This window comes from Pseudomonas fluorescens (assembly GCF_002837185.1).
Lineage (GTDB): Bacteria > Pseudomonadota > Gammaproteobacteria > Pseudomonadales > Pseudomonadaceae > Aquipseudomonas > Aquipseudomonas fluorescens_AM.
In genome coordinates this window covers 157,681-170,748 of the sequence record NZ_KZ477985.1, presented here as the reverse complement: position 1 = coordinate 170,748, position 13,068 = coordinate 157,681, and the positions used below count along the sequence as shown (strand labels likewise).

The following is a 13,068-nucleotide window of genomic DNA, read 5'->3' as shown; positions in this document are numbered from 1 at the left end:
AATGAAAAGCCCCACGTATGACAAGGGAATTGCCCGGGCCACTACCCCCAGGCCTTGTAGTATAGGGGGTCTACGGATGTGGCAAGTTGTCACGGCGAAAAATCTGCATAAATCCCAGGCAATAAAAAACGCCCAGCTCCGTGAGGAGGCTGGGCGTTTTTGTGGAACGTAAAGCGAATTAACGCTTCGAGTACTGCGGACGCTTACGCGCTTTACGCAGACCGACTTTCTTACGTTCAACTTCACGGGCATCGCGAGTCACGAAGCCAGCTTTGCGCAGAGCGCCACGCAGGGTTTCGTCGTACTGCATCAGAGCGCGAGTGATACCGTGGCGGATTGCGCCAGCTTGACCACTTACACCGCCACCGATAACGGTGACGTAGATGTCGAACTTTTCAACGGTCTCGGTCAATTCCAGCGGCTGACGAACTACCATGCGGGCAGTTTCGCGGCCGAAGAAGTTGTCCAGGGAGCGGTTGTTGATCGAGATGTTACCAGTGCCCGGACGCAGGAAAACGCGTGCGGTTGCGGTTTTGCGACGGCCAGTGCCGTAATTTTGAGTCGCCGACATAATGAACTATTCCGTTAAAACTTCAGTTCTTGGGGCTGCTGAGCAGCATGAGGGTGTACAGCGCCCGCATAGACTTTCAGCTTGCGAAACATATCGCGACCCAGTGGGCCCTTAGGCAGCATGCCTTTGACCGCGATTTCGATCGGGGCTTCAGGCTTCTTGGAGATCAGGCCTTCAAAGTTGGAAGACTTGATACCGCCTGGGAAACCGGAGTGACGGTAGTACATTTTGTCTTGCGCTTTGTTGCCGGTAACACGTACCTGCTCAGCGTTGATGATGACAATGTAGTCACCGGTATCAACGTGCGGGGTGTATTCAGGCTTGTGCTTGCCACGCAGACGGCTGGCGACTTCAGTGGCCAGACGACCCAGGGTCTGACCAGCGGCGTCGACGACAAACCAGTCGCGCTGAACTGTTTCCGGTTTTGCAGTAAAAGTTGTCATTCTTTAATAGCCTCAGGGGCCGCCCTGTAAATTAGACGGCGGATCTTACTGAATAGTGCGTACTTTGACAAGGTCAAAGGCAGCCGGATACAGACGCTATCGGGGGCTCGGGTCAGCGCGTCCGTTCAACGGCAAGATTCTTCGGCAGGCGGCGCATCACTTCCACTGCAGAAAGAGGTGGGCAATTATGCAGATTGCGAAAAAAAATTCAACCTGCTTTTATGATTGTTTTCCCCTGAAGGAGTACCCGATGGATTATCGACAGCTGGGCCGGACCGATCTGAACGTAAGCGCGATCGCCCTGGGCACCATGACCTGGGGTGAGCAGAACAGCGAGGCAGAGGCCTTCGCCCAGATCGAACGGGCCAAGGCCGCGGGCATCAACTTCCTCGATACGGCGGAAATGTACCCGGTACCGCCCAAGGCCGACACCTATGCCACGACCGAGCGGTATATCGGCAATTACTTCAAGAGCCGTGGCGACCGCGCCGACTGGATCCTCGCCAGCAAGATCGCCGGCCCCGGCAACACCATCGATTACATCCGCGACGGCCACCTGCGTCACAACCGCAAGCACATCATCGAGGCACTGGATGCCAGTCTCAAACGCCTGCAAACCGACTGGATCGACCTTTACCAACTGCACTGGCCGGAGCGCAGCACCAATTTCTTCGGCCAACTGAGCTACACGCACAAGGACGAAGACGACCTCACGCCACTGGAAGAAACCCTCGAAGCGCTGGATGAGCAGGTCAAGGCCGGCAAGATCCGCCACATCGGCCTGTCCAACGAAACGCCGTGGGGCACCATGAAATTCCTGGCCCTGGCCCAAGCCCGTGGCTGGACCCGCGCGGTGTCGATCCAGAACCCCTACAACCTGCTCAACCGCAGCTTTGAAGTGGGCCTGGCGGAGATCGCGATTCGCGAACAATGCGGCTTGCTGGCCTACTCGCCGCTGGCGTTCGGCATGCTCAGCGGCAAGTACGAGGGCGGCGCGCGCCCGGCCAAGGCGCGCCTGACGGAGTACAGCCGCTTCAGTCGCTACTTCAATCCGCAGTCGGAAGCGGCGTGCAGCCGTTATGTGGCACTGGCGCGGGAACATGGCCTGGACCCGGCGCAGATGGCATTGGCGTTTGTGACGCAACAGCCGTTTGTGACCAGCAATATCATCGGCGCAACCAGCCTGGAGCAACTGGACAGCAACATTGCCAGTGCCGAGCTGAAACTGTCGAAAGAAGTGCTGGAAGGGATTGAGGCGATTCAGAAGGATCATCCGAATCCGGCGCCCTGATTGACCTTCAGGCCGCCATCGGGGGCAAGCCCCCTCCCACACTTGACCGTGTTCACAGATCAACATGTGGGAGGGGGCTTGCCCCCGATGAGGCCATCAGCCACACCACAAGATCAAAGCGCCCGCGCAATGATCTCCTTCATGATCTCATTGGTCCCCGCATAAATGCGCTGCACCCGCGCATCCGCCCATGCCCGGGCAATCGGGTATTCCCACATGAAGCCGTAGCCGCCGTGCAGTTGCACGCACTCATCGAGCACCTTGCATTGCAGGTCCGTCGCCCAATATTTGGCCATTGCCGCCGTGGGCACATCCAGCTTGCCTTCCAGGTGCAGTGCCAGGCATTTATCCACGAACACGCGGCCGATCTGAATCTCGGTGGCCATCTCCGCCAGCTTGAACCGGGTGTTCTGAAAGTCGGCAATCGCCTTGCCGAACGCCTTGCGTTCGCGGGTGTATTCCAGCGTCCACTGCAAAGCGGCCTCAGCAGATGACAAGGCACCAATCGCCACGGTCAATCGCTCCTGAGGCAACTCCTGCATCAGGTACGCAAAGCCCATGCCCGCCTGGCCCAGCAGGTTTTCCTTGGGCACTCGCACATCCTGGAAGAACAGCTCAGAGGTGTCTTGGGCCTTCATGCCGACTTTCTCCAGGCGCTTGCCCTTGGCGAAGCCCGGCGTGTCGGCTTCCACCAGGAACAGGCTGGTGCCCTTGGCACCGGCCTTGGGGTCGGTCTTGGCCACCACGATGACCAAGTCGGCCAGGTAGCCATTGGTGATAAACGTCTTGGAGCCGTTGATCACATAGTCATCACCGTCCAGCACCGCCGTGGTCTTCACCCCTTGCAGGTCGGAACCCGCCCCCGGTTCGGTCATGGCAATGGCCGTGACCATCTCGCCGGAGATCAATTTCGGCAGGTATTTGTGCTTCAGCGCCTCACTGCCGTAATGCAGGATGTACGGCGCCACAATGTCCGAGTGCAGGGAAAAACCGATACCGGTGAGACCCAGCCGGCTGATCTCCTCGATCACCACCGCGCTGTACAAAAAGTCCGCGCCCAGCCCGCCGTATTCCTCCGGCAGATGAGAACACAGCATCCCTGCCTCCCCCGCCTTGTCCCAGAGACTGCGGTCGATATAGCCCTGTTTCTCCCATTGCCCATGGAATGGCGCCGCGTCCTTTTCAAGAAAGGTGCGCACGCTCTCGCGAAAGAGTTCGTGCTCCGGGCTGAACAAGGTTCTGGCAATCATGGGTCACCTGCGTGGATTGTCGGACAAAAACGCTGCCACAGAGCCTATGCCGTGAATGCGTCACGGGACACTGGACACATGCGACAAAAAATAAGACGATCCAGCCGTCTGGTGACCACTTTCCCCTATAAGAATAAATGAAATTATGTCTAACCAAATCTCCACGCCGTTGCGGCGCGTCAGCATTTTGGCCATTGATCGGGTATTTGCTTCAACCCTCATGCAAGCCAAGGATTTCTTCCATCTCGCCAGCCTGCGTTACGGCAAGCAGCTCGGCCAGGGCCTGACCCCTGGGTTTGAGACACGCCTGGTCAGCCCCGACGGGCAATCAGTGCGAAGCTTCAGCGATGTGATCATGCCGGTGGACGGTGGCCTGGAAGACGCCGACATCATCGTGCTGCCGGCCTTCTGGGACGACTTCGACGCCATGTGCACCCGCTACCCCCAGGTGCTGCCGTGGCTGCGCGAGCAGCACGCACGCGGCGCTGTGTTGTGCGGCGAAGCCACCGGGGTGTTCTGGCTGGCCGAGGCCGGCCTGCTCGATGGCAAGGAAGCGACCACTTACTGGCGCTTCTTCACTGTATTCAGCGAACGCTTCCCCCAGGTGCAGCTCAACCAGGACAAGCACCTGACCGACGCCGACAACCTGTACTGCGCCGGCGGCACCACCTCAGCCTGCGACCTCTACATTTATCTGATCGAACGCTTCTGCGGCGCCAACATCGCCCAGGCCGTGGCCCGCGACATACTGTATGAAGTGCAACGCAGCTATTCGCCAGGGCGCATCGGTTTTGGCGGGCAGAAGCTGCACCAGGATGTGATCATCCTGCAGATCCAGCATTGGCTCGAAGAACACTTTGCCGACAAGTTCCGCTTCGAAGACGTCGCCAGGGAGCACGGCATGAGCATCCGCAACTTCATGCGGCGCTTCCAGGCCGCCACCGGCGACAAGCCACTGCATTATCTGCAACGGTTGCGCATCGAGACCGCCAAGGGCCTGCTGTCGGCCAGTCGCAAAAGCATCAAGACCATCAGCTACGAGGTGGGTTATGACGATGCGAGCTTTTTTGCGCGGTTGTTCAGGCAGCACACCGAGTTGTCGCCGAATCAATATCGACAACAGTTCCAGCAAGCGGCGTAGCCACGCCCCACAGGAGTGCGCGAAAGACCCTGCGAACCCGCAATGGCGTGGGGTCCTGCAAAAATCGCTACGATCGCATTCACTAATTCAGACACAAGATAGTTCGCAGCTCTTACGGCAGAACAGGAAAAAAACGAATCCACTCCAGGCTGTGAGCGTGCACGCTATCCGTTGAAGCGCCCTTAGCCAAGGGCTGCTCTTCCATAATCGCAAAGGCTCTTACAGGCCATTCAGCTCATATTTACACTGGAGCCTCACTATGCTTCCCGTCACAGGCAACAAACCCTACATGCCCATAGAAATGGACCAAACGGCCATGGGTAAAGAAGACAAAATGAAGAAAGAAAACAAGGATGAGGAAAAAAAGGACGAAGGTGAGATTAGAGTTGGCGACGACGGTGCAACCTATCAGCTCATTGAGGGTAAATGGCAACAGATAGCTCCCCCACCCAAAAAACAATATGATTAGTTTCTGATCAGGACTACCCCACGAAAAAGCCTGCAAATCCGCAGGCTTTTTCACTTACTCACCAGCCTAAGGTTTGTGACCGCGCGACAGAAACTCGTGGGACTGCATCTCAAGCAAACGACTCAGCGTGCGCTGGAATTCAAAGTTCAAACGCCCGCCGGTATACAGGTCCTTGAGTTCGACTTCCGCCGAGATGATCAGCTTCACGTTACGGTCGTAGAACTCATCGACCATGTTGATAAAGCGCCGCGCGATGTCGTCGGTGGTCACGCCCATCTGCTCTACACCGCTCAAGATCACCGCATGGAAAATCTTGCCCAACTCGATGTAGTCATTCTGGCTACGCGGGCCGTCGCAGAGTTGGCGGAATTCGAACCAGGCCACGTCATCGCAGGTACGCAAGGCGATGATTTCGCGGTTCTCGATCATCAGCTTGTCGTTTTCCACCGCTTGGGTGCATTCCGGCGTGAGGGCGCGGAAGCTCTTTCTCAGGCTTTCGTGGGCCGCTTCGTTCAGCGGGAAGTGGAACAGCTCCGCTTGCTCGAGGTGACGCAAACGATAGTCGACGCCGCTGTCGACATTGACGATATCGGTGTTCTGCTTGATCAAGGCAATGGCCGGCAGGAAGCGTGCGCGCTGCAGGCCGTCCTTGTAGAGGCCATCGGGCACGATGTTCGAGGTGGCGACCAGGGTCACGCCGTTCTTGAACAACTCTTCCATCAAGGTGCCGAGGATCATGGCATCAGTGATATCGGAAACGAAGAACTCATCGAAGCAGATCACCCGCGCTTCGTCGGAGAAACGCTTGGCAATGATCGTCAGCGGGTTCTTTTCCCCCGGCAGGGTCTTCATCTCTTCGTGCACACGCTTCATGAAGCGGTGGAAGTGAGTCCGCACCTTTTCCTTGAACGGCAGCGCTTCGAAGAAGGTGTCCACCAGGTAAGTCTTGCCCCGGCCGACGCCACCCCAGAAGTACAGGCCCTTGACCGGCGTGTGGTCTTTTTTGCCAAACAGCTTGCTGAACATCCCCGGCTTGGTTTGCGAGGCCGCGACCAGGTCGTCATACAGGCGCTGCAAATGACGCACCGCATTTTCCTGGGCCGCGTCATGGAAGAAGTCAGGGCGTTTCAGATCAGCTTGATATCGTTCTAGGGGCGTCATAATTTCGTTAGCAAGGCAACAAAAACGGGCCGTCACTGTAACGACGGCCCTGAATAATGGCAATCAACCCTTGGTCGGGTTAATCCTCGGAAGGGGCCAACGCGACGCGCAACGCGGCGATGGCGGCATCGCGGGAGGCGCTGTCGGCGAACTCGGCGCTGTCGGCCACAGCGGCGGCGTCCAGCCATACGCTGAAGCGCTGGGCCTCGGTGCGTACGTCCAGCGCATCGCCGCTTTGCAGTTGCTTGGTCACCGCGCCCGCCGCTTTGCCGTCGGCGAAGTTGCGCGACAGCAGCAGTTGCTCGCCATCGGCCGCCAACAGGCGGAAGCGGAAGCTGCCGTCGTCTTCACGAAAGCTCACGAAGCGCGCAGCCTTCGCTGTTTTCTTCTTGGTTGCGACCGGCGCCGCCGCCTGGTTGACGAACGAGCGCAGGCCCACCGCTTCGCGCAGCTCAGCCAGGAACGGCGCCGCCACGGCTCGGGCTTTTTTCGCGCCGATCAGCAGCAGGTCTTCCATGTCCGAGGGGCGCGACATCAGTTGGTGGTAGCGCTCGCGCGCTTCACTCAGTTGACCGTCCAGCAGCTGGAACAGACGATTCTTCGCTTCACCCCAGCCCAGGCCTTGCAGCAGGTCGCCACGGAATTCTTCCTCCTGGGCCTTGCTCGCAAACGCCTGGTACAGGGTGAACAAGTGGGAATTGTCCGGGTCCTTCGCCTCGCCGGGCGCGCGCGAATCGGTGACGATCCGCGAGATCGCGTCCTTCATGTCCTTGGCGCTGGTGAACAACGGGATGGTGTTGTCATAGCTCTTGGACATCTTGCGGCCATCCAGGCCCGGCAAGGTGGCGACGCTTTCTTCGATCAACGCTTCAGGCATGGTGAAGAATTCTTTACCGTTGCCGAACAGGTGGTTGAAACGCTGGCCGATGTCGCGGGCCATTTCCACGTGCTGGATCTGGTCGCGACCGACCGGCACCTTGTGCGCGTTGAACATCAGGATGTCCGCCGCCATCAGCACCGGGTAGCTGTACAGGCCCATGCTGATGCCCGCGTCCGGGTCTTCGCCGCTCTCCACGTTTTTGTCCACCGACGCTTTGTAGGCGTGGGCGCGGTTGAGCAGGCCCTTGGCGGCCACACAGGTCAGCAGCCAGGTCAGTTCGGGGATCTCGGGTATGTCGGACTGGCGATAGAACGTCACTCGGTTCACATCCAGGCCACCGGCCAGCCAGGTCGCGGCGATTTCCATACGCGAGCGCTGGATGCGCTGCGGGTCATCGCATTTGATCAGGGCGTGGTAGTCGGCCAGGAAGTAGAAGGAGTCGGCATTGGCGTCCTGGCTGGCAAGGATCGCCGGGCGGATCGCACCGGCGTAGTTGCCCAGGTGCGGCGTGCCGGTGGTGGTAATGCCGGTGAGGATGCGGGTACGGGTCGTCATGGGTGATCGCTTGTCGTCAATTCGAAAGGCGTGGCAGCACCAGATCCTTGAGATCGGTCAGCTTGCCATGAAAAAAGTGTCCGCATTCTGCCACTTTCAGCAGCTCATGGGGGCGATTCAAGGCGGCGGACCAGTCGTAGACGATTTGCGGGTCGACCACTTCATCGGTTTCCGGCTGGATCAGGGTCAACGGGCAACCCTGTGGCAGCACATCGGTCTCGCGCAGACGCATCACGGCAGCGGCGACCATAAACAGGTGCGCAAGCTTTTCACCCTTGGCTTCCAGGCGGCCACCCAGGCTTGCGGCCACATAGCCACCGAAGGAAAACCCCAGCAGGGTCAGCGGCAACTGCGGGTGTTTTTCCCGCAACCAGGTGGCGGCCGCTTCGGCATCGTCGACTTCACCGCTGGCCATATCGTGGGAACCGGCGCTGGCGCCGACGCCACGATAATTGAAACGCAACGTAATCAAACCGGCATCGCGCGCGGTGCGCTGCAGGGTCGACACCACTTTATTGAGCATGGTCCCGCCCTGCACCGGGTTGGGGTGGCAGATCAGCGCCAGGCCACGTGGTTCGGGGTGATCCAGATACAGGGCTTCCAGTTGACCCACCGGGCCATCGATCAAAACGGGGGTTTCACGCATGAGCAAGGATGAACTCCGTGACCTCTCAAGGGGTCGACTCGTCTAGCTAAAAGTCTGTGCATGGCATCATTGCGAGCTTAATCGCGGTATACAGCGCAGGTTTGAGCCGTTAACGTAAAGCAAAGCCGTTTATAGAGGAAGGACTCGTGGAACACTCGCTCTTAGTTTGGTTGTTGCCGACTCTTGCCCTGGTTGCCGGTGTCGCCATTGGATTCCTGGTTGCTCGCCTGCTGCCGAATGCCGCGCCTAACCGCACGCAACGTCAGCTGGATGACATTCAGGAACGTTTTGACAGTTATCAGAACGAGGTTGTTACCCACTTCAACAGCACCGCGACCCTGGTCAAGAAGCTCACCCAGAGCTACCAGGAAGTACAGGATCACCTCGCCGATGGCGCAAACCGCCTGGCCCTCGACGACATCACCCGCCAGCGCCTGCTGGCCGCGCTGCATTCCGATGCACCGCAAACCCCGCGGGAACGCCTGACCCCGCCCCGGGAAAACCAGGAACCGCCGCGGGACTACGCGCCAAAAACGCCGGACGCTCCAGGTATGCTGGATGAGCATTACGGCTTGAAGAAGTAATACATCTTCAAACCATTAAAAAGCCCGGCTGATCGCTGATCAGCCGGGCTTTTTGTTGGGGCTCGGTTTGTTGGGGCTCGGTTTTCCTGACACTGGGAGATTCAATGTGGGAGGGGCTTGCTCCCGATTGCAGTGTGTCAGACCCGAATCAGGTGACTGACAGACGGCCATCGGGGGCAAGCCCCCTCCCACACTGACCGAGTTTGTCCTCAGGCCGGTTGCTGCTCCTGCAACCGCCCACCCTCGATCCGCACATGCCGCCCGTGGAAGCGCTTGAGGCTGCTGCGATGACCCACGCTGACGATGCTCAGCCCCGGCAGCTCATCGATCAGCGCCTGATACAACCTTGCCTCATCCTCTTCATCCATGGCCGAGGTGGCTTCGTCCATGTACAGCCATTGCGGCGCGAACAACAAGGCGCGGGCAAAGGCCAGGCGCTGCTGTTCGCCCGGCGAGAGCATGCGCTGCCAGTGATTGGCTTCATCAAGGCGACCAACCAGATGCGGCAAGCGGCAGGTTTCCAGCACCTGTGCATAACGTTGCGCCGGGTAAGCGTTGTCGTCCTGTGGATAACTCAACACCGCTTTCAACGTGCCAATCGGTAAATACGGCTTCTGCGGCAGAAACAGATAGCGCGTCGCCGGTAGACGAATGCTGCCATGGCCTGCCGGCCACAAGTCGCCCATTGCGCGCAGCAGCGTACTTTTACCGCTGCCGGAACGCCCGCTGAGCATCACGCGCTGGCCGGGTTCCACAGTCATGTCGGCATCGGTGAGCAAGTGACGGCCATCAGCCAGGTCCATGCCCAGATCCCTGATCACCAGACGCTCGCCTTCAGGGCGCACATCAATGGCCGGGGCCCGTTGCTCGTTGTCGCTCATCGCCTGCTGGAAGCTCAACAGACGATCGCTGGTGGCGCGCCAGGTTGCCAGTTCCGAATAGGCGTTGATAAACCAGCTGAAGTTCTCCTGCACGTTGCCGAACGCCGAATTGATTTGCATCAGCTCGCCCAGCTCGATCTTGCCGGTGAAGTAGCGCGGCGCGGCGACGATAAACGGGAAGATGATCGCAATCTGGCTGTAGCCGGAGGTGAAAAAGGTCAGGCGCTTGGACACTTTCATGATGTCCCAGAAGTTGTGACAGACCTGGCCGAAACGCGTGCTCAGGCGTTGCCTCTCGTTCGGTTCACCGTTGTACAGGGCGATACTCTCGGCATTCTCACGTACCCGCACCATGGAAAAGCGCAAGTCCGCTTCGAAGCGCTGTTGCTGGTTGCTCAGGCCGATCAAGCGGCGGCCGATCAAATGCGTCAGCCAACTGCCCACGGCGGCATACAGCAGCGCGCACCAGAACATGTAGCCGGGAATGGTGAGGCCGAACACCTCGATGCTGCCCGACACGCCCCACAGGATGATCGAGAACGACACCACGCTGACCACGTTGCGCAACAGCCCCAGGCCCAGGCTCAAGGTGCTGGAGGTGAACGTATTGAGGTCTTCGGAAATCCGCTGGTCCGGGTTATCGGTGTAGCCGCCCTGCTCCAGCTGGTAGTAGTTCTTGTGGGCGAGCCAGCGTGCGAAGTGCTGTTCGGTCAGCCAGGCACGCCAGCGGATGGTGAGCATCTGGGTCAGGTACAAGCGGTACACCGCGCCCAGGATCGCCACGGCCGCGATGCCGCCGAAGTAACCGATCAATTGCCAGAAAGCCGCCGTGTCCTTCTTCTCCAGCGCGTTGTAGAAATCCTTGTACCAGTGGTTGATCCACACCGAGATCGCCACGCTGAACAGCGACAAACCAATCACGGCGGCCAGCAGCAACCAGGCCCTGCCCTTCTCTTCACTGCGCCAATACGGCGTGATCATCGCCCAGGTTCGGCGGAAGAATTGCCCGCGCACCGCATCATTGACCGCGGAGTACTCAGCGTTCTGATTCATCGTTCAGGCTCGGTAGGGAAATATGACAGGCGTTTGAACCGATCAGAGGCGATCGGTTCAGGGCTCCGTGCGGCCTGAAGCAGCTTGTTCAGTGTTCGTTCAGCGCCGTACCGGGCGCTTCTGCAATTTACGTTGCAAGGTACGGCGGTGCATGCCCAACGCCCGAGCAGTGGCGGAGATGTTGCCTTCGTGCTCGGTCAGCACGCGCTGGATGTGTTCCCATTGCAGGCGGTCCACCGACATGGGGTTTTCCGGCACCAGGGTATCGAGGTCGGCGTGCTCGGAAAGCAGCGCGGCGAGCACGTCATCGGCATCCGCCGGCTTGCACAGATAGTTGCAGGCGCCACGCTTGATGGCTTCGACGGCAGTGGCGATGCTGGAATAGCCGGTGAGGATCACCACGCGCATTTCCGGGTCAAGTTCGAGCAGCTTGGGCAACAACACCAGGCCCGAGTCGCCGTCCATTTTCAGGTCGAGCGCGGCGTAGTCCGGCAGGTCGGCCTGGGCGATGGTAAAGCCCTCTTCGGCTGAGCCTGCGGTGCTGACGCGAAAGCCGCGACGGCTCATGGCGCGCGCCATCACGCGGGTAAAGGTGGCGTCATCATCTACCAGCAACAGGTGCGGCAGTTCTTCGCCTTCGACTTGGATCTCGTCACTCATCGATATCTCCTCGTGCGACACGGGGCAGGCGCAGCTCGGTGAGCGTGCCGCCTTCCTCATGACTATAGAGCTTCACTGAGCCGCCCGCGCGGGTCACGCTGGCCTTGCTCAAAAACAGGCCGAGGCCGAAACCTTTGCCCTTGGTGGTAAAGAAGGGTTTGCCGATCTGCTCGGCGATGGCCAGCGGCACGCCCGCGCCGTGGTCACGAATGCTGATGGTGACGTTTTCCGCGTCCCAGTCCAGCTGCACGCCAAGGCCTTCAGGGCAGGCATCGGCGGCATTGTTCAACAGGTTGAGCAAGGCCTGGGTGAGATCCGGCGGCGGCGCCATGCGCGGCACACTGCCCTGGCCCAACAGGCTGAAACGGTAACTGGCTTCGGGGCGCATCAAGTGCCAGCGGTTCAGGGCTTCGTCAAGCCACTGGGTGACATCCTGTATCTCTACCGCCAGACGCCGATTGGCTTCGGCGGCGCGTACCAGTTGCTGCAGGGTCAACTTGCACTGCTTGACCTGTTCCTGCAGCACGCTCAGGTCATCCTGCAACGCCGGGTCGTGATGGTCCTGGGTCATTTCCTTGAGCAGCACACTCATGGTCGCCAGCGGCGTGCCCAGCTCATGGGCGGCACCTGCCGCCTGCGTGGCGACCGCCAGCAATTGCTGGTCGCGCAGGCCTTCTTCGCGGCGAATCGCGCGCAGCTCTTCCTGACGGCGCAACTCTTCGGCCATGCGCGCGGCAAAAAACGTGATGACGGCGGCAGACAAGGCAAAGCTGAGCCACATCCCGTAGATCTGCAGATTTTCCCGAGCGATCGGAAAGGTTTGCAAGGGATAGAATTGCGCCAGCAGCAGCGTGTACAGCGTCAGCGCAATGCCCGACAGCACCACCGAATAGCGCCAAGGCAAGGTCACGGCGGCAATGGTCAGTGGCACCAGGTAATAAGACACAAACGGGTTGGTGGAACCGCCGGAGAAGTACAGCAACACACTGTGGATAAACAGGTCGCAGGCCAATTGCAGCGCGTATTCCAACTCGGTGACCGGCCAGGTGGTACGCAAGCGGATGGCGGTAAACGCACACAGCACGCTGGAGAAGCCGAGGGTCACGGCCAGTTGCAGCCAGGGCAGCGGCAGCAGGTCGAACCAATAGGCAAGCCCGACGGAACCGGCCTGTGCGGCCAATACCAGGGTGCGAATGAACGTCAGGCGCCAGAGGTTCTGGCGGGTGGCGGAAGTCAGTTTTACGGCGGCGAGCATGAGCTCTCCCGATGAGCGCTGCAGGCGGATCGGCACGAGTATAAACGAAGCAGCGCCCCGGCATTGGGTGTGTGGCTCTTTGACGCAGTGGGCGCTGCAGCTATAAGACACAAGCTGCAAGCTGCAAGCTACAAGCTGCAAGTCAACTTCGCTTTCACTTGTAGCTTGCAGCTTGCAGCTTGAAACTTTTTACAAATCCCTAAACCCGAAGAACCCGATCCCACCGTC

At 59.4% G+C, this 13,068-nt stretch carries 13 protein-coding genes; 4 read left to right on the top strand and 9 right to left on the bottom strand.

All coding sequences use genetic code 11. The features are described 5' to 3' along the window. Window positions 1–178: 178 nt before the first annotated feature. On the bottom strand, window positions 179–571 hold the full coding sequence (gene rpsI, locus CIB54_RS00850) for a 30S ribosomal protein S9 (RefSeq protein ID WP_002555064.1): 393 nt from the start codon (window positions 569–571) through the stop codon (window positions 179–181). A 14-nt stretch (window positions 572–585) separates the two neighbouring features. Beyond that, on the bottom strand, window positions 586–1,014 hold the full coding sequence (gene rplM / locus CIB54_RS00845) for a 50S ribosomal protein L13 (protein WP_003171742.1): 429 nt from the start codon (window positions 1,012–1,014) through the stop codon (window positions 586–588). Window positions 1,015–1,264: 250 nt separating this feature from the next. Between rplM and CIB54_RS00840 the strand changes: the two genes are divergently transcribed. Beyond that, a complete protein-coding gene (locus CIB54_RS00840) occupies window positions 1,265–2,305 on the top strand; it encodes an NADP(H)-dependent aldo-keto reductase (protein ID WP_065951591.1) in 1,041 nt (346 codons plus the stop codon). Between the two features lie 113 nt (window positions 2,306–2,418). Here CIB54_RS00840 and CIB54_RS00835 read toward each other — a convergent pair whose 3' ends face one another. Continuing rightward, complete coding sequence (locus CIB54_RS00835) at window positions 2,419–3,555, bottom strand: acyl-CoA dehydrogenase family protein (RefSeq protein ID WP_101218226.1); 1,137 nt, start codon at window positions 3,553–3,555, stop codon at window positions 2,419–2,421. A gap of 220 nt (window positions 3,556–3,775) precedes the next feature. On the opposite strand from CIB54_RS00835, the gene CIB54_RS00830 reads away from it, so the two are divergent. Beyond that, entirely contained in the window at window positions 3,776–4,696 is a 921-nt protein-coding gene (locus CIB54_RS00830) for a GlxA family transcriptional regulator (RefSeq protein WP_198557178.1), read from the top strand. Window positions 4,697–4,955: 259 nt separating this feature from the next. Continuing rightward, window positions 4,956–5,165 carry a hypothetical protein gene (locus CIB54_RS00825; RefSeq protein WP_101218224.1) on the top strand — a complete coding sequence of 70 codons (210 nt, stop codon included), beginning with the start codon at window positions 4,956–4,958 and terminating at the stop codon, window positions 5,163–5,165. A gap of 66 nt (window positions 5,166–5,231) precedes the next feature. On the opposite strand, the gene zapE is transcribed toward CIB54_RS00825, so the two are convergent. From zapE to CIB54_RS00810, 3 genes are all read right to left on the bottom strand, one after another. Next, on the bottom strand, window positions 5,232–6,326 hold the full coding sequence (gene zapE, locus CIB54_RS00820; RefSeq protein WP_101218223.1) for a cell division protein ZapE: 1,095 nt from the start codon (window positions 6,324–6,326) through the stop codon (window positions 5,232–5,234). Between the two features lie 79 nt (window positions 6,327–6,405). Continuing rightward, window positions 6,406–7,761 (bottom strand): tryptophan--tRNA ligase, encoded by a 1,356-nt coding sequence (locus CIB54_RS00815; RefSeq protein ID WP_101218222.1) that lies wholly within the window; start codon window positions 7,759–7,761, stop codon window positions 6,406–6,408. Window positions 7,762–7,777: 16 nt separating this feature from the next. After that, complete coding sequence (locus CIB54_RS00810) at window positions 7,778–8,407, bottom strand: alpha/beta hydrolase (RefSeq protein ID WP_065951585.1); 630 nt, start codon at window positions 8,405–8,407, stop codon at window positions 7,778–7,780. 146 nt (window positions 8,408–8,553) lie between these two features. Here CIB54_RS00810 and CIB54_RS00805 point away from each other — a divergent pair, with 146 nt between their 5' ends. Further along, complete coding sequence (locus tag CIB54_RS00805) at window positions 8,554–8,991, top strand: Z-ring associated ZapG family protein (RefSeq protein ID WP_057724532.1); 438 nt, start codon at window positions 8,554–8,556, stop codon at window positions 8,989–8,991. 209 nt (window positions 8,992–9,200) lie between these two features. On the opposite strand, the gene CIB54_RS00800 is transcribed toward CIB54_RS00805, so the two are convergent. The 3 genes from CIB54_RS00800 to CIB54_RS00790 all read right to left on the bottom strand — a co-directional run bounded on the left by CIB54_RS00800 (window position 9,201) and on the right by CIB54_RS00790 (window position 12,840). Continuing rightward, window positions 9,201–10,925, bottom strand: coding sequence for an ABC transporter ATP-binding protein/permease (locus CIB54_RS00800; RefSeq protein ID WP_101218221.1), 1,725 nt, complete (start codon window positions 10,923–10,925; stop codon window positions 9,201–9,203). A 99-nt stretch (window positions 10,926–11,024) separates the two neighbouring features. Next, window positions 11,025–11,585 carry a response regulator transcription factor gene (locus CIB54_RS00795; protein WP_010213178.1) on the bottom strand — a complete coding sequence of 187 codons (561 nt, stop codon included), beginning with the start codon at window positions 11,583–11,585 and terminating at the stop codon, window positions 11,025–11,027. Beyond that, window positions 11,578–12,840 carry an ATP-binding protein gene (locus tag CIB54_RS00790; protein WP_101218220.1) on the bottom strand — a complete coding sequence of 421 codons (1,263 nt, stop codon included), beginning with the start codon at window positions 12,838–12,840 and terminating at the stop codon, window positions 11,578–11,580. Before CIB54_RS00790 ends, CIB54_RS00795 begins: the two co-directional genes overlap by 8 nt. Window positions 12,841–13,068 lie beyond the last annotated feature (228 nt).